The sequence below is a fragment of the Pseudoxanthomonas sp. Root630 genome (assembly GCF_001427585.1).
Taxonomy (GTDB): domain Bacteria; phylum Pseudomonadota; class Gammaproteobacteria; order Xanthomonadales; family Xanthomonadaceae; genus Pseudoxanthomonas_A.
In genome coordinates this window covers 110,979-127,413 of record NZ_LMGY01000001.1, presented here as the reverse complement: position 1 = coordinate 127,413, position 16,435 = coordinate 110,979, and the positions used below count along the sequence as shown (strand labels likewise).

The following is a 16,435-nucleotide window of genomic DNA, read 5'->3' as shown; positions in this document are numbered from 1 at the left end:
GAGACAGTCCGGGTGGGGAAAGCCGGACAGGGGAAAACCTAATGGCCGTCACTCGTTCCGCCGTCAAGAAAGCGCCCGCGCCGGTTCGCGAGAACCCGCTGAACCTGTTCGTCTGGGAAGGCACCGACAAGCGCGGCGTCAAGATGAAGGGCGAGCAGTCGTCCAAGAACGCGAACTTCCTGCGTGCCGAACTGCGCAAGCAGGGCATCACGCCCACCGTGGTCAAGACCAAGCCCAAGCCGCTTTTCGGGGCAGCGGGCTCGACGATCACTCCGAAGGAAATCGCCTTCTTCAGCCGCCAGTTGGCGACGATGATGAAGTCCGGCGTACCGATCGTGACCTCACTGGAGATCATCGAGGGCGGGCAGAAGAACGTCCGCATGAAGAAGTTGGTCGAAGATCTCCGCTATGACATCGAGAGCGGCTCATCGCTGTCCGAAGCCATCAGCAAGCATCCTGTGCAGTTCGATGAGCTTTACCGCAATCTGGTCCGGGCGGGCGAGAGCGCGGGCGTACTGGAGACGGTGCTGGACACCATCGCCAGCTACAAGGAAAACATCGAGACCCTGAAGGGCAAGATCAAGAAGGCGCTGTTCTACCCGGCCGTGGTGATCGTGGTCGCCCTCTTGGTCAGCGCCATCCTGCTGATTTTCGTGGTGCCGCAGTTCGAGGGTGTGTTCAAGCAGTTCGGTGCGGATCTGCCGGCGTTTACCCAGCTGATCGTGGCGGCATCGAGATTCATGGTGTCGTACTGGTGGGCGGTGTTCGGCATTCTGTTCGGCGTCATCTTCGGCTTCCTTTTCTTCAAGAAGCGCTCTCTGGCCCTGCAACACTTCCTGGACCGTGCGACCCTGAAGATCCCCGTGATCGGCCAGATCATGCACAACTCGGCCATCGCCCGCTTCTCGCGGACGCTGGCGGTGACCTTCAAGGCAGGCGTGCCGCTGGTGGAGGCGCTCGATACCGTCGCAGGCGCCACGGGCAACACCGTCTATGAACAAGCGGTCTTCCGCGTGCGCGATGACGTCTCCGTGGGCTACCCCCTGAACATGGCGATGAAGCAGGTGAACCTGTTCCCGCACATGGTCATCCAGATGACCGCGATCGGCGAAGAGGCCGGCGCGCTGGATGCCATGCTGTTCAAGGTGGCGGAGTACTACGAACAGGAAGTCAACAACGCGGTAGATGCGCTGTCGAGCCTGATCGAACCGATGATCATGATCTTCATCGGCGGCGTGGTCGGTGCCATGGTGGTCGGCATGTACCTGCCCATCTTCAAACTGGCCGCAGCGATTTAGAATCGCCCGATGGCATTCCTGGATCAGCACCCCGAACTGGGGTACCCGGTGGTGGCAGGCCTCGGCCTGCTGGTGGGCAGTTTCCTCAACGTCGTGATCCTGCGGCTGCCGCGGCGGCTGGAGTGGGAGTGGAAGCGCGACGCCCGCGAGGTGCTCGAAGAGCCCGAGATCTACGATCCGCCGCCGCCCGGCATCGTGGTGGAGCGCTCGCACTGCCCGCACTGCAAGACACCGCTGTCGTGGTACGAGAACATCCCGCTGTTCAGCTGGCTGGCGCTGCGCGGCAAATGCCGCCACTGCAAGGCCCCCATCTCCGCGCAGTACCCGCTGGTCGAACTGTTGACCGCCCTGCTGGCCGTGGCGTCGGTGTGGCGGTTCGGGTTCGGCTGGCAGGGGTTCGGCGCCGCGCTGTTCAGTTGCTACCTGGTGGCCCTGAGCGGCATCGACCTCCGCACGCGACTGTTGCCCGACCAACTCACCCTGCCGCTGATGTGGCTGGGCCTGATCGGCAGCCTGGACAATCTCTACATGCCGGCCAAGCCGGCGCTGCTGGGTGCCATCGCCGGTTATGTCTCGCTGTGGCTGGTGTGGTGGTTGTTCAAGCAGGTAACCGGCAAGGAAGGCATGGGCCGGGGTGATTTCAAACTGCTGGCCGCCATCGGCGCCTGGGTGGGGCTCAACGGCGTGCTGCCCACCATCCTGCTCTCGTCGGTGGTCGGTGCCGTGGTCGGCTCGGTGTGGCTGGGCCTGAAGGGCCGCGATCGCGCCACGCCGATCCCCTTCGGCCCATATCTCGCCATCGCAGGCTGGATCGCATTCTTCTGGGGTCCCCAGATCATCGATGCCTACCTGCGTTTCGCCGGCTTGAAGTAGAACGCACGGCGGGCGACTACCGGCAGGCCTGGCCCACACGCTCCATAATCGGCGCATGAGCCACTACTTCATCGGCCTGACCGGCGGTATCGCGTCGGGCAAGAGCGCACTCGAAAAAGCCTTCGCCGCGCACGGCATCACCGTGGCGGATGCCGACCTGCTCGCGCGTGCCGTGGTGGAACCCGGAGAGCCCGCCTTGGCCGCGGTGGTGGCGCATTTCGGCGACGACGTGCTGCAGGCGGACGGCCGCTTGGATCGGGCAGCGCTGCGGGTACGCGTCTTCAACGATGAAGGCGCGCGCCGCGTGCTCGAAGCCATCCTGCATCCCGCCATCCGCACGCGCCTGCAGGCGCTCTGTGCATCCGCACCCAGTCCCTACGCGATCGCGATGGTGCCGCTGCTCGCCGAGGGCGGCGGGCGCGCGGCTTACCCTTGGCTCCATCGCATCCTGGTCGTGGATGCGCCCAACGAGGTCCAGCGCGCGCGACTGATGCAGCGCGACGGCATCGATGCCGCCTTGGCCGACAGGATGATGGCCGCCCAGGCCACGCGGGCCGAACGGCTGGCGATCGCCGACGACATCGTGGTCAACGATGGCGACCTCGACCACCTGGTTCGCGCAGCGGACGCACTGCACGCGCGCTATCTGGCGCTGGCCGCCGCGACGACCGCCTGATGCATCGCCCTTAGACGATCGGCCACAATCCACGGATCGCCGCAACGCCCTGCGCGCCATGCTGGCGGGCCAGGGGAATGTCGGCAGGCTGCAGGCCGCCGATGGCGTACAGGGGAAGCGACACGTTCTCGCGCAGGCTCGCGAAGCCGGCCCAGCCCAGGGGTTCTCCCCCGGGGTGCGTCTGGGTGGGGAACACACTGCCGACGACCGCGAAATCGCATGCCAGCGCTTCGGCCTGGCGCAATTCGGCAGCCGTATGGCAGGACGCGGCGACCAGGACATCTTCCGGCAGGGGCCGGAACACGAGATCGGCGAGCTGCGATGCACGCAGGTGGACACCGACCCCCAGCGTGCGCGCCAGTTCGATGTCGCCGTTGAGTAGCACATCCGCACCGGCGGCCTGGCAGCACGCGACCGCGCTGCGGGCGAGCTGCTCCCAGGCGTCGCCGGACAGGCTGCGCGCGCGCACCTGGACGCGGCGGATGCCCTGCGTCAGGGCGCGCTCGAGGGCGGCCAGCCAAGGGCCCGGCTCCGTGGGCTCCGGGGTGACCAGGTAGCTGTCGGGGTGCAGCAGCGCGGCTACCACCGGACGGTCCGCCGGCGGCATCGCATAGCGCATCAGTTTGTCTCGCGTGACCCATGCCAGGGCCTGCCCCTCATGGCCGCGCGGCGTGCCCTTCCATCCGGTCAGGTGCCGTACCTCAAGCTTCAACCGTTTGTCGGGGTACTGCTGCGGCACGCTGATGATGTGCTCGCCAACCTGCGCTTCGATACCCAGTTCCTCGCGCAGCTCGCGCACCAGCGCCTCTTCAGGGCTCTCGCCGGGCTCCCGCTTGCCGCCGGGAAACTCCCACCGGCCGGCCAGGTCCCGCCCCTCGGTGCGTCGTGCCAACAGGATCCGGCCGCGGGCGTCGGTGATGACGGCGGCCATGACGTGGATCGAGCGTAACGGGGTCAGCATGGCGGAACTTTGCCGGGAACCGGCAGGTAGACGCAAATATCGCGGTGCCGAAAAAGGAAAAGCCGCGCAGTGCGCGGCTTTTCCAGGCGGGCCCGGGCGGGAACCTCAGGCCAGCTGGCCGTGACAGTGCTTGTACTTCTTGCCGCTGCCGCACGGGCACGGGTCGTTGCGGCCGACCTTGGGCGCATCGCGGTGCGCCGGCATCGGCCCGGACTGCACGTAGCCACCCTGCAGGGCGGCCGCCTGCTGCGCCTGTTCGGCCTCCTCGTCCGCACCGTAGCCACCGGCTTCCTGGTGCTGGAACTGCATCTGCCGCGCCTGCGCCTCGGCCATCGCGCGTTCCTGGGCCTCCAGCGCGGCGACTTCCTCTTCGCTGCGGATGCGCACGCGCGACAGCAGGGTCACGACTTCGCTCTTCACCCGCTCCAGCATGCCGGAGAACAGTTCGAAGGCTTCCTTCTTGTACTCCTGCTTCGGCTGCTTCTGCGCATAGCCGCGCAAGTGGATGCCCTGGCGCAGGTAGTCCATGCGCGCCAGGTGCTCCTTCCAGTTCTTGTCGAGCACGGTCAGCATGATGTGCTTCTCGAGCGCGCGCATGGTCTCGTCGCCGACCACCTGCGCCTTCTCGGCGAAGTGCGCGTCCATGCCTTCCTGCACACGGCGCTCGATGGCCTCGGCGTCCAGTTCCTCGGCCTCCTCGCGCCACTGGGTCACGGGCAGCACCACGCCCATCTCTTCGCCCAGCTCGCGCTCCAGGCCCGGCAGGTCCCACTGGTCGTCCACCGAATTCGGCGGGACGAAGCGGGCGACCAGCTCGGCCACCACGTCGCCGCGGATACCGTCGATGTTCTCCTGCACCGTCTCGGCTTCCAGCAGCTCGTCGCGCTGGGCGTAGATCACCTTGCGCTGGTCGTTGTTGACGTCGTCGAAGTCGAGCAGGTTCTTGCGGATGTCGAAGTTGTGCGCTTCCACCTTGCGCTGCGCCTTCTCGATCTGCCGGCTGACGAGCTTGTCCTCGATGACGTCGTCCTCCTTCATGCCGATCAGCTTCATCGCCTTCTGGACCCAGTCCGAAGCGAAGATGCGCATCAGGTTGTCTTCCAGCGACAGGTAGAAACGGGACGAACCCGGATCGCCCTGGCGACCCGAACGGCCACGCAGCTGGTTGTCGATGCGGCGCGATTCGTGGCGCTCGGTGCCCACGATGTGCAGGCCGCCGGCGGCCTTCACTTCATCGTGGCGCTTCTGCCATTCGGCCTTCACCCCCGCGCGTGCGGCATCGTCGGCCTCTTCGCCCAGCGCTTCGTACTCGGCCTCCAGCGAACCGCCCAGCACGATGTCGGTACCGCGGCCGGCCATGTTGGTGGCGATGGTGATCGCGCCCGGACGGCCTGCCTGCGCGACGATGTGCGCTTCGCGCTCGTGCTGCTTGGCGTTGAGCACCTCGTGCGGGACGCCGGCCTTGTTGAGGAAGTCGGACAGCATTTCCGACGTCTCGATCGAGGTCGTGCCCACCAGCACCGGCTGGCCGCGCTGGTAGCACTCCTGGATATCCGCCAGGACCGCCTTGAACTTGCCTTGGCGGTTGAGGAACACCTGGTCGGGCGAATCCTTGCGCACGGTCGGGCGGTTGGTCGGGATGACGATCACTTCCAGGCCGTAGATGCTCTGGAACTCGAACGCTTCCGTGTCGGCCGTGCCGGTCATGCCGGACAGCTTTTTGTACATGCGGAACAGGTTCTGGAACGTCACGCTGGCCAGCGTCTGGTTCTCGCGCTGGACGGGCACGCCTTCCTTCGCTTCGACCGCCTGGTGCAGGCCGTCGGACCAGCGGCGGCCCGTCAGCGTGCGGCCGGTGAACTCATCGACGATGACCACCTCGCCTTCGCGCACGATGTAGTCCACGTCGCGCTGGTAGATGGCGTGCGCGCGCAGCGCGGCGTTCAGATGGTGCACGACCGACAGATTGTTGGCGCCGTACAGCGGTTCTTCCTCGCTGATGATGCCGGCCTTGAGCAGCAGTTCCTCGGCGTGCTCCATGCCCGCTTCGGACAGGTGGACCTGCTTGCCCTTCTCGTCGACCCAGTAGTCGCCTTCGGCTTCCTCGTTCTCCTGCTTGATCAGCTGGGGCACGATGCGGTTGACGCGGATGTACAGCTCGGGCGATTCGTCGGCCGGGCCGGAGATGATGAGCGGCGTGCGCGCTTCGTCGATCAGGATCGAGTCCACTTCGTCGACGATGGCGTAGTGCAGCCCGCGCTGGAAGCGATCGTCCTTCGACATCGCCATGTTGTCGCGCAGGTAGTCGAAGCCGAATTCGTTGTTGGTGCCGTAGGTGATATCGGCGGCATACGCACCCTGCTTGTCGCCGTGCGGCATGCCCGGGTAGACCACGCCCACGCTCAGGCCCAGCCAGTTGTACAGGCGACCCATCCAGGCCGAGTCGCGGCGGGCCAGGTAGTCGTTCACGGTGACGACGTGCACGCCCTTGCCTTCCAGCGCATTGAGGTAGGTCGGCAGCGTGGCGACCAGTGTCTTGCCTTCGCCGGTGCGCATTTCGGCGATCTTGCCCAGGTGCAGCACCATGCCGCCGATCAGCTGCACGTCGTAATGGCGCATGCCCAGCACGCGTTGGCTGGCCTCGCGGCAGACCGCGAACGCCTCGGGGAGGATCTTGTCCAGCGCTTCGCCGCTGCGGATGCGCTCCTGGAACTCCGGTGTCTTCGCCTTCAGCTGCTCGTCGGTGAGCTTGCGCAGCTCCGGCTCCAGGGCATTGATCTTGTCGACGATGCGTTGCAGCTGCTTGAGCAGGCGCTCGTTGCGACTGCCAAAGACACGGGTAAGCAGGTTGTTGATCATGTAAGGAACCGGATGGGAAAGGAACGCCGGGGCGCCGCGCTGGCGGCAGGCCCAAAATGAAACAGGGCGCAAGGCGCCCTGTCTGGCAACACCGTATTGTAGCTTGGGGCGCCGCCCGGGGAATCAAGACCGGCGATAGGACCGCCGGTTTCCCGTTTGGTTCCGCAGGCGGCCTCAGCCGCGCTTGATCTGCCCCACCGGCGTCGGGCCTTCGCCCAGGAACTTGCGCGGATTGACCACGCGCCCGTTCTCCCACACCTCGAAATGCACGTGCGCACCGGTCGACCGGCCGGTCGAACCCGCCTTGGCGACTTCCTGGCCCACGCGGACCAGGTCGCCGGCCCGCACGCTGAGGCGCGAGTTGTGCGCGTAGCGGGTGACGTAGCCGTTGCCGTGGTCGACGTCGATCACGTTGCCGTAGCCGCCCTTCACGCCGGCGAAGCTCACCACGCCGTCCGCGACGGCCAGGACCGGGTCGCCGACGCGCGCCTTGAAGTCGATGCCCTTGTGGTTCTGTCCGCCGCCGCCGAACGGATCGGCACGGCCACCGAAGCCGGAGGTGATGTAGCTGTTGGCGATCGGCATGCGGCCCGGGGTCGCGTTCTTGTCCAGTTCGCGGTTGAACAGCAACGCTTCCAGCACGGAGAGCTGGCGGCCCGACGCGGCGAACTGCCGCTCGAGGTTGTCCACGCCATCCTTCAGGTCCGCGGGCTTCATGTCGAAGGACACGTCGTTGCCGCCGACGCCGACCGGTTCGTTGAAGTCGAACTCGCCGTCCTGCAACTGGCCGACGCGGGTCAGGCGCTCGCCGAGCGCGTTCAGGCGGTTGGCCTGCGCCTGCAGCTCGCCCAGGCGCGCGGCCATGGCGTTGATTTCCTGTTGGGCGCCACGGCGCACCTGGTCCAGTTCCGCATCGCGCTGGCCGGCCTGTGCCTGCAGCAGCGACACCTGGCCCATGCCGACGGCGCTGCGTCCACCCACACCGACCAGCAGGCCGGCGGCGACGAGCACCGCGGCGCTCGCGAGCGGTCGCGCATGGAAGGCCAGGCGGATCCGGTAAGCACCGTGGGCGGACGCATGGGCCCACCAGGTGCGCGTATTGTTTACGATGGTCTTAAAGCTCATAGATACCGATGTCTGATTCGAAGTCCAAGCCGCGCCGCGCCGGCACCGCGCAACCTGCATTGCAGGCTGCCCTGACGGATGCCGCCACCGACCCGGTGCGTCGTGCCTTGTGGCTCGACGCCTTGGAACAGCAGCTTCGCCCCTGCCTTCCGCCTGCCCTGGCGCCGCATTGCCGGTTGGCGAACGTGGCGGGCAAACGGCTCGTTTTTATCGTCGACTCCCCCGTCTGGCATGCCAGGCTTCGCCTGGCCGCACCCGAGCTGATCAACGTGGCCCAATCCATCGGACTGGCGGTCACCGAAGTCACCGCCAAGACAAGCCTTGCGCCGTTCGTAAAACCTGCGCAGGACCCGGTCGTACCCGTATCGGAGGCTTCCCGTAGAGGGCTGCAAGCGGCCCTCGACCTCCTGTCCGCCCCGGACTCCGCCGGCACGCCCCCCCCGAAGGGAGGCCATCGCAAGGGCCGCGGATGTTGACCCGGCCATCACAAGGGACGGGGCATGGTACCGGCCACCGCCTGTCGGGTCGTTAGCCGAAGGTTAGGAAAATGTTATTTCCGGACCAAAAATCCGACCCAGTTCACACTTTCGCCAAGGCGTAACCATTCGCACACCACCGCGTGATCGCGGTAGGAAACCGGGCGACAGCGGGGTCACCGTCCGGAGCGGACGGTCGTCTCAGACAGCCAGTGCAGGCGTCGCATAGGCGACCGGGGACGGCGCGGTGCCGTTCTCGAAGGTCACCTCTTCCCAGGCCGAGGTCTCGGCCAGCAGCGCGCGCACCAGCTTGTTGTTGAGTGCGTGGCCGGATTTGAACCCCTCGTAGGCCCCCAGGATGGGGCGCCCGGCGAGGTACAGGTCGCCGATGGCGTCCAGGATCTTGTGGCGGACGAATTCGTCCGTATAGCGCAGGCCGTCTTCGTTGAGCACGCGGAACTCGTCCAGCACGATGGCGTTGTCCATCGAACCGCCCAGGCCCAGGTTGCGCTCGCGCATGTATTCCAGGTCGCGCATGAAGCCGAACGTGCGGGCGCGCGCGACTTCCTTGATGTACGCGCCGGTGGAGAAGTCCACCTCGGCGCGCGACTGCGACGCCGGGATCATCGGGTGGTCGAACTTCACCGTGAAGCCCAGCTTGAAACCGTCGTAGGGCTCGAAACGCGCCACCTTATCGCCTTCGATCACTTCCACCGGGCGGGTGATGCGGATAAAGCGCTTCGGGGCAGCCTGCTCGGCGATGCCGGCGGACTGGATCAGGAACACGAACGGGCCCGCGGAACCGTCCATGATCGGCAGCTCGGCCGAGGACAGCTCCACATAGGCATTGTCGACACCCAAACCGGCCATCGCCGACATCAGGTGCTCGACGGTCTGTACCTTGGCGCCTTCGCAGGTCAGGCCCGTGCACAGCGTCGTCTCGGTGACGAGCTCAGCGCTGGCCGGGATTTCCACCACCGGCTCCAGGTCGATGCGCCGGAACACGATGCCGGTATCGACCGGCGCCGGACGCAGCGTCATGTAGACCTTCTCGCCGCTATGCAGCCCCACGCCCGTCGCGCGGATCACGTTCTTGAGGGTGCGTTGCTGGGCCATCGAGTGGGGTCGCAGGTGGGGGAACCTTGGCGGGGCAGCGAGAATATCACGCAATTCGCTGAATCTTAACGAAAGAACCGCTCTGTCCCACGCCTGAAACAACGCGCTGTTAAGGCGCTCCGGAAAGGGCTGCCGGGCCGGTTGGCCCGGCAGCGAAGGGACATGGCGTGGTGGTGCGGGTACAGCCCCTCCCCTCGCGGGGAGGGCATTCCATCAGTCGGCCTGGCGGCGCAGGAACGCCGGGATGTCCAGGTAGTCCGACGGCAGGTCGGCCGCGACCGGCGCGGAAGCCGGTGCCGACGGCGCGGCCGACGAGGCGCCGCGACGCAGGCCCAGGCCGCTGGTGGCGGCGCTGATCGGATCCATCGAGAAGCCGTCGTCGATCGGCATGCCGGTGGTGGCGTCGCGGACCAGCTTGATCGGCGCACGCATCGGCTCGCGCAGGTCGCCGCCACGGCCGACCGGCTGGCGGGCGGCGTTGCGGTTCAGGCCGGTGGCGACCACGGTCACGCGCACTTCGTCCTGCATGTCCGGGTCGAGCACGGTGCCGACCACGACGGTCGCGTCCTCGGAAGCGAAGCCTTCGATGGTGCGGCCCACTTCGTCGAACTCGGCCATCGTGAAGTCCGGGCCCGCGGTGATGTTGACCAGGATGCCGTTGGCGCCGTTGAGGTTAACGTCGTCCAGCAGCGGGTTCTGGATCGCGGCCTCGGCGGCGGCCTGCGCGCGGTCGTCGCCGCGGGCGCTGCCGGTGCCCATCATGGCCAGGCCCATCTCGCTCATCACGGTGCGCACGTCGGCGAAGTCGACGTTGATCAGGCCCGGTCGGACGATCAGGTCGGCGATGCCCTGCACGGCGCCGAGCAGCACGTCGTTGGCGGCGCGGAAGGCCTGGATCATCGTCGCGTTGCGGCCCAGCACGGTGATCAGCTTTTCGTTCGGGATGGTGATCAGCGAGTCGCAGTGGTGGCTCAGTTCCTCGATGCCCTTCAGCGCGACCTGCATGCGGCGGCGGCCTTCGAACGGGAACGGCTTGGTGACCACGGCGACGGTCAGGATGCCCATCTCCTTGGCCAGCTGCGCCACGACCGGCGCGGCGCCGGTGCCGGTGCCGCCGCCCATGCCCGCGGTGATGAACACCATGTCGGCGCCGTCCAGCGCGTCGATGATGCGCTCGCGGTCTTCCAGCGCGGCCTGGCGGCCCACTTCCGGATTCGCGCCCGCGCCCAGGCCCTTGGTGACGTTGCTGCCGAGCTGCAGCTGCAGCTTGGCGCCGCAGTTCTTGATCGCCTGCGAATCGGTGTTGGCGGTGATGAACTCCACGCCGTCCACGCTGCCGTTGACCATGTGCGCCACGGCGTTGCCGCCGCCGCCGCCCACGCCCACGACCTTGATCACTGCATTCGGGGCCATCTTCTCAACCAGTTCGAAATGTGCCATGTCCTTGTCCTCGTTTATTTAGTTATGTAGTGCTGGTGGAACGAACGTCGTGACGCTTACTCGACTCGCGGAATGCCGCCCTGCTCAGAACTCGCCGCGATACCAGTTCTGGAGTTTCTTGAACCAGCTGCCCGCCTTGCCCGTGGGCAACGACGGACGCCGGGGGTGTTCGATCTGGCTGCCCATCAGCAGCAGGCCCACGCCGGTGGCATGCACCGGGTTGCCCACCACTTCGCCCAGCCCGGTGACGTGCTGCGGGATGCCGACACGCACCGGCATCTGCAGCATCTCTTCGGCCAGCTCGACGACGCCTTCCATCTTCGCGGCGCCGCCGGTGAGCACCATGCCGGCGCGCACGCGCTCTTCGAAGCCCGAGCGGCGCAGTTCGGCCTGCACCATCTCGAAGATCTCCTCGTAACGCTGCTGCACCGCCTGCGCGAGCGCGTGGCGCGGCAGGCGGCGCGGCGGGCGGTCGCCCACGCTCGGCACCTGGATGCTCTCTTCGGCCGTGGCGAGCTGGGCCAGCGCGCAGGCGTAGCGCACCTTGATCTGCTCGGCTTCCGGCGTCGGCGTGCGCAGCATGTGCGCGATGTCGTTGGTGACCTGGTCGCCGGCGATCGGCAGCGACGCCGTGTGGCAGATCGCGCCCTGCACGAATACCGCGAGGTCGGTGGTGCCCGCGCCCATGTCGACCAGCACCACACCGAGCTCGCGCTCGTCGCTGGTCAGCACGGCCACGCTGGACGCCAGCGACGAGAAGATCAGGTCGTCGATCTGCAGGCCGCAGCGCTGCACGCACTTGCTGATGTTGGCGGCTGCCGATTGCGCGCAGAACACCAGGTGCGCGTCCACTTCCAGGCGCACGCCGGTCATGCCGACCGGATTGCGGATGCCTTCCTGCGAATTGTCCAGCTTGTACTCGCGCGGGATCGCATGAAGGATCTTCTGGTCGGCCGGGATCGCGACGGCCTTCGCCGCTTCCAGCACGCGGTCCAGGTCGCCCCAGGTCACTTCGCCGTCGCGGATCGGCACGATGCCGGGCGAGTTCCGGCACTGCACGTGGTTGCCGGAGATCGACGCGTAGACCGAGCGGATCTCGCAGCCCGCCATCAATTCAGCTTCTTCGATCGCACGCTGGATCGACTGCACCGTGGATTCGATGTCCACGACCACGCCGCGCTTCAGGCCGCGCGACTCGTGCGAGCCGATGCCGATCACTTCGATCGGATTGCCCGGGGCGTATTCGCCGACCAGCGCCGTCACCTTGGACGTGCCGATATCCAGCCCGACGATCAGCGATTTGTCACCCTTGCGATTCATGTCCTGCCCTGCGAATGACCGCCTGCGGCCGCAACCGGCGCAGGCAGCGTGGAAGTTCCGTTGTGCGGCGCCCGCGGAGCGTCGCCCCAGCTGAGCGCGAAGCCGTTCGTGTAGCGGAGATCGGCGCGTAGCAGCGGCTGCGCCTGCGCCGCCAGCAACTGCGGCAGCATCCGCGCGAAGCGGCCCAGGCGCGGGCGCGCGTCGGTGCGGCCGACCACGACCTGCGTACCGTTGCCGAGCAGCAGCGACCAGCTGCCGCGTGCATCCATCACCAGCGTGGTGACATCCAGGCCCATCGGCGCGAACAACTGGCGCGATTCGTTGTACAGCGCCGTCACTTCCTGCACCTGCGATTCCGGCCCACCCAGTTGCGGCAGCTTGAGTCCGGCCAGTTCCTTCGGCATCGGGAACAGGCGGCCATGCTCGGACAGCAGCTTGTCGTCGCCCCAGCGCGCGAACGGCTTGTGCTCGATCACGCGGATCTCCAGCACATCCGGCCAACGCTTGCGCACTTCCGCCCGCTCCACCCACGGCAGGCGCTCGACGGCGTGCTTGGCGTCATCGAGGCGGACCGCGAAGAACCCGCGCTTGGCGTGCGGCAGCACCACGGCACGCAACTGCGCCGGATCGACGCGCGCGAACTCGCCCTGCACGCGCAGCGTGCTCAGCGGCCAACGGTCCGCGCCGATCCAGCCGTTCACCACGGCCACGACCGGCAGCGCGACCAAGGCCAGCGCGAGCAACCAGGCGAAGATGCGCAGGGCGGCGTTCATCAGCCCGCCACCTCCGGCACCGTCTGCTCCAGGATGCGCCAGCACAGCGCTTCGAAGCCGATCCCGATGTTCGCGGCCGCCTTCGGTACCAGCGAATGACTGGTCATGCCCGGCGCGGTGTTGACTTCCATCAGCATGAAACGGCCATCGGCGTGGCGCATGACGTCCACGCGCCCCCAGCCGCTGCATCCCGCCGCGCGGAATCCCGCCAGCGCCAGTGCGCGGATCGACGCTTCGTCGCCGCGATCGTCCAGGCCCGGGCACAGGTACTGCGTGTCGTCGGCGATGTACTTGGCGTGGTAGTCGTACCAGTCGCCGGCTGGCACGATGCGCACCGACGGCAGCGCCACGTCGCCGAGGATGCCCACGGTGAACTCGCCGCCGGTGAGCATCTGCTCGGCGAGCAGTTCGCCGGCATACGTGCTGGCGAATGCCTGTGCGGGCGCCAAGTCTTCTTCACCCATCAGGCGGAAGACGCCGACGCTGGAACCTTCGGCAGACGGCTTCACGAATACCGGGAACCCCAACGAACGCGCCGCGGCGGCCAGATCGCCACCAGCGGGAATGCGCTCGAAGCGCGCGGTCGGCAGGCCGGCGGCTTCCCACACCTGCTTGGTGCGGATCTTGTCCATCGTCAGCGCCGAGCCGAGCACGCCGGGGCCGGTGTACGGCACGCCGAGCGATTGCAACAGGCCCTGCAGCACGCCGTTCTCGCCATCGCCGCCATGCAGGATGTTGAAGACGCGATCGACCTTGCCCGCACGGATGGCTTCGATCAGCGCCGGAATGCCATCCACCGCGAACGCCTGCACGCCGCGCGCCAGCAGCGCGTCGAGCACGTTCTGCCCGGAGTTCAGCGATACCTCGCGCTCGCTGGAAACGCCGCCCAACAGCACGGCGACGCGTCCGAAACGGGCCGGATCGTCGAAGCGCGGCGGCGGCACGGCGATGGCGGTCATGCGCCCTCCCGGCGACTGAAGCCGTGCGATGCGATGTGCTGCGACATGTGGCCGATGTCGCCGGCGCCCATCAGCAACAGCAGGTCGCCGTCCTGCAATACATCAGGCAGCACGTCGACCAGGTCGGCGACCTGGCTGACCACGACCGGCTCATTGCGGCCGCGTGCGCGGATCGCGCGTGCCAGCGACTTGGCATCGGCACCGGCGATCGGCTGCTCGCCCGCGGGATAGACCTCGCTCAGCACCAGCGCGTCGGCTTCGGACAGCACCGCGGCGAACGCATCGAACTGGTCGCGTGTGCGGCTGTAGCGGTGCGGCTGGAACGCGACCACGAGGCGCTTGTGCGGCCAGCCGCCACGCGCGGCGGCGAACACGGCCGCCAGTTCCTTCGGATGGTGGCCGTAGTCATCGACCAGCTGCACGCGCGCGCCCTGCGGTGTGGTGATTTCGCCCAGGTCGTTGAAGCGACGGCCGATGCCGGCGAATTTCTCCAGCGCCGAAGCGATGTTCTCCGGCGACACGCCCAGCTGCCAGCCCACCGCGGCGGCGGCCAGCGCATTCAGCACGTTGTGGCGACCCGGCAGCGCCAGGCTGACGCGGATGCTGGCGTCTTCGGGCAGGCGCAGGGTGAAGTGCATGCGCCCGCCTTCCTGCTCCACGTCCTCCGCGCGAACGTCGGCGTTCTCGGCGAAGCCGTAGCTCATCACGTGGCGCGGAGTTTCCGCGGCGATGGCGGCGACTTCCGGATCGTCGATGCACAGCACGGCCAGTCCGTAGAACGGCAGGCGTTGCAGGAACTCGGCGAAGGCCGCCTTCACGCGCTCGAAGTCGTTGCCGTAGTTTTCCAGGTGATCGGCATCGATGTTGGTGACGATGGAGATCAGCGGATTCAGGCGCAGGAAGCTGCCGTCGCTCTCATCCGCCTCGGCCACCAGCCACTGACCATCGCCGAGCTTGGCATTGGCGCCCGCCGCCAGCAGCTGGCCGCCGATCACGAAGGTCGGGTCGAGCCCGCCTTCGCTCAGGATCGCGGCGGCCAGGCTGGTGGTCGTGGTCTTGCCATGCGTACCGGCCACGGCGATGCCGCGGCGGAAGCGCATCAGCTCGGCCAGCATCGCCGCACGCGGCACGATCGGAATGCGCTGGCTGCGCGCTTCCATCAGCTCGGGGTTGTCGTGCTTGATCGCGCTGGAGACCACCACGCAATCGGTGCCCAGCACGTTGGAGGCGTTGTGGCCGCGCATCACGCGCGCGCCCAGCGACGCCAGGCGACGCGTGGCCGCGTTGTCGGCGTTGTCCGAGCCGGACACTTCGTAGCCCAGCGTGCACAGCACTTCGGCGATGCCGCTCATGCCGGAGCCACCGATGCCGACGAAGTGCACACGGCGGAATTCCTTCGCCAGGTTGCCGGTGTGTTGCAGGCGGCGCTCTCGTGCAGCAGCCATCATCATGCCTGCGTCCTCATTTCGGTTGCTTCCTCAAGAATGATGTCGGCGATGCGGTCGGCTGCATCGGTCTTCGCCAGCGTGCGCGCGGCTTCCGCCATCGACTGGCGGGTAGCGGCATCGTCGGCCAGCCGGCGCAGCGTCGCCGCCAACGCATCGGCCAGGGCGTCGTCCTGCTTCAACAGCAGGGCTGCGCCGCGCTCGACCAGGTATTCGGCGTTGCGGGTCTGGTGGTCGTCCACGGCCTGCGGGAACGGCACCAGCACACTGCCTACGCCGACGGCGCAGAGCTCAGCCAGCGTCGACGCGCCCGCGCGGCAGACGACGAGGTCCGCCCACGCATACGCCACCGCCATGTCGGTGATGAAGGCTTCGACGCTCGCGGCGACGCCGGCATCGGCGTAAGCCTTGGCGGCTTCGTCGCGCATTTTCTCGCCGCACTGGTGGCGCACCTCGACGGCGCCCGCCGGCAATATGGCGAGTGCGCGCGGCACGGCCATGTTCAACGCGCGCGCGCCCTGGCTGCCGCCCAGCACCAACAGGCGCAGCGGACCATCGCGACCGGCCAGGCGTTCTGCCGGCGGTGCGACGGAGGCGATCTCTTCGCGCACCGGATTGCCGACCACTTCTTCGCGGCCTGGGAACGCACCGGGGAACCCCGACATGATCCGGCGCGCGACCTTGGCGAGCATGCGGTTGGTGAAACCGGCGGCGCGATTCTGCTCATGCACCAGCAACGGCGTGCCCATCAAGCGCGCCGCGACGCCACCGGGACCGGAGGCGAAACCACCGAAGCTGACCACGGCGCGAGGCGCGCGACGGCGCAGCACGAAACCCGCGGCGCGGATCGCACGCAGCACACGCACCGGCGCGCCGAGCAGGGCGAGCTTGCCCTTGCCGCGCAGGCCGGTGATCGCCAGCGTGTCCAGTTCGATGCCGTGCTGCGGCACCAGCCGCGTTTCCATCGCGCCGTCCGCGCCCAGCCACACCACGGGCACACCGCGCGCGCGCAGCACCTTGGCCACAGCCAGTGCGGGGAAGATGTGGCCGCCGGTGCCGCCGGCCATCATCATCACGGGCGAAAATTGAGTCCCCGCATATGGATGTGCGGGCT

At 67.5% G+C, this 16,435-nt stretch carries 14 protein-coding genes; 4 read left to right on the top strand and 10 right to left on the bottom strand.

Going from position 1 to position 16,435, the window contains the following annotated elements:
• Nucleotides 1–41: 41 nt before the first annotated feature.
• From ASD72_RS00595 to coaE, 3 genes are read left to right on the top strand one after another with little or no spacing between them, the layout of a single operon-like run.
• Nucleotides 42–1,298 (top strand): type II secretion system F family protein, encoded by a 1,257-nt coding sequence (locus ASD72_RS00595; protein WP_056878035.1) that lies wholly within the window; start codon nucleotides 42–44, stop codon nucleotides 1,296–1,298.
• Nucleotides 1,299–1,307: 9 nt separating this feature from the next.
• Nucleotides 1,308–2,171 (top strand): A24 family peptidase, encoded by an 864-nt coding sequence (locus ASD72_RS00590; RefSeq protein WP_056878034.1) that lies wholly within the window; start codon nucleotides 1,308–1,310, stop codon nucleotides 2,169–2,171.
• Nucleotides 2,172–2,226: 55 nt separating this feature from the next.
• Nucleotides 2,227–2,847 (top strand): dephospho-CoA kinase, encoded by a 621-nt coding sequence (coaE, locus tag ASD72_RS00585; protein WP_056878033.1) that lies wholly within the window; start codon nucleotides 2,227–2,229, stop codon nucleotides 2,845–2,847.
• A 10-nt stretch (nucleotides 2,848–2,857) separates the two neighbouring features.
• On the opposite strand, the gene ASD72_RS00580 is transcribed toward coaE, so the two are convergent.
• The 3 genes from ASD72_RS00580 to ASD72_RS00570 all read right to left on the bottom strand — a co-directional run bounded on the left by ASD72_RS00580 (nucleotide 2,858) and on the right by ASD72_RS00570 (nucleotide 7,792).
• Nucleotides 2,858–3,808 carry a Nudix family hydrolase gene (locus ASD72_RS00580; RefSeq protein WP_056878032.1) on the bottom strand — a complete coding sequence of 317 codons (951 nt, stop codon included), beginning with the start codon at nucleotides 3,806–3,808 and terminating at the stop codon, nucleotides 2,858–2,860.
• Between the two features lie 105 nt (nucleotides 3,809–3,913).
• Nucleotides 3,914–6,667 (bottom strand): preprotein translocase subunit SecA, encoded by a 2,754-nt coding sequence (gene secA, locus ASD72_RS00575; RefSeq protein ID WP_056878031.1) that lies wholly within the window; start codon nucleotides 6,665–6,667, stop codon nucleotides 3,914–3,916.
• A gap of 174 nt (nucleotides 6,668–6,841) precedes the next feature.
• Complete coding sequence (locus ASD72_RS00570; RefSeq protein ID WP_056878030.1) at nucleotides 6,842–7,792, bottom strand: M23 family metallopeptidase; 951 nt, start codon at nucleotides 7,790–7,792, stop codon at nucleotides 6,842–6,844.
• Between the two features lie 8 nt (nucleotides 7,793–7,800).
• Between ASD72_RS00570 and ASD72_RS00565 the strand changes: the two genes are divergently transcribed.
• Complete coding sequence (locus tag ASD72_RS00565) at nucleotides 7,801–8,268, top strand: DUF721 domain-containing protein (protein WP_056878029.1); 468 nt, start codon at nucleotides 7,801–7,803, stop codon at nucleotides 8,266–8,268.
• A gap of 201 nt (nucleotides 8,269–8,469) precedes the next feature.
• On the opposite strand, the gene lpxC is transcribed toward ASD72_RS00565, so the two are convergent.
• The 7 genes from lpxC to murG all read right to left on the bottom strand — a co-directional run bounded on the left by lpxC (nucleotide 8,470) and on the right by murG (nucleotide 16,394).
• Entirely contained in the window at nucleotides 8,470–9,384 is a 915-nt protein-coding gene (gene lpxC, locus ASD72_RS00560; RefSeq protein WP_056878028.1) for a UDP-3-O-acyl-N-acetylglucosamine deacetylase, read from the bottom strand.
• Between the two features lie 213 nt (nucleotides 9,385–9,597).
• On the bottom strand, nucleotides 9,598–10,824 hold the full coding sequence (gene ftsZ, locus ASD72_RS00555; protein ID WP_056878027.1) for a cell division protein FtsZ: 1,227 nt from the start codon (nucleotides 10,822–10,824) through the stop codon (nucleotides 9,598–9,600).
• Nucleotides 10,825–10,908: 84 nt separating this feature from the next.
• On the bottom strand, nucleotides 10,909–12,144 hold the full coding sequence (gene ftsA / locus ASD72_RS00550) for a cell division protein FtsA (RefSeq protein WP_055940270.1): 1,236 nt from the start codon (nucleotides 12,142–12,144) through the stop codon (nucleotides 10,909–10,911).
• Complete coding sequence (locus ASD72_RS00545) at nucleotides 12,141–12,917, bottom strand: cell division protein FtsQ/DivIB (protein ID WP_056878026.1); 777 nt, start codon at nucleotides 12,915–12,917, stop codon at nucleotides 12,141–12,143. Before ASD72_RS00545 ends, ftsA begins: the two co-directional genes overlap by 4 nt.
• The gene (locus tag ASD72_RS00540; RefSeq protein ID WP_056878025.1) at nucleotides 12,917–13,876 is read right to left on the bottom strand and encodes a D-alanine--D-alanine ligase; all 960 of its coding nucleotides are present in this window, start codon (nucleotides 13,874–13,876) and stop codon (nucleotides 12,917–12,919) included. Before ASD72_RS00540 ends, ASD72_RS00545 begins: the two co-directional genes overlap by 1 nt.
• Nucleotides 13,873–15,324 (bottom strand): UDP-N-acetylmuramate--L-alanine ligase, encoded by a 1,452-nt coding sequence (gene murC, locus ASD72_RS00535; protein ID WP_081420089.1) that lies wholly within the window; start codon nucleotides 15,322–15,324, stop codon nucleotides 13,873–13,875. The genes ASD72_RS00540 and murC overlap by 4 nt, the downstream gene beginning before the upstream one ends.
• Nucleotides 15,324–16,394 (bottom strand): undecaprenyldiphospho-muramoylpentapeptide beta-N-acetylglucosaminyltransferase, encoded by a 1,071-nt coding sequence (gene murG, locus ASD72_RS00530; protein WP_235577912.1) that lies wholly within the window; start codon nucleotides 16,392–16,394, stop codon nucleotides 15,324–15,326. Before murG ends, murC begins: the two co-directional genes overlap by 1 nt.
• Nucleotides 16,395–16,435: the final 41 nt, after the last annotated feature.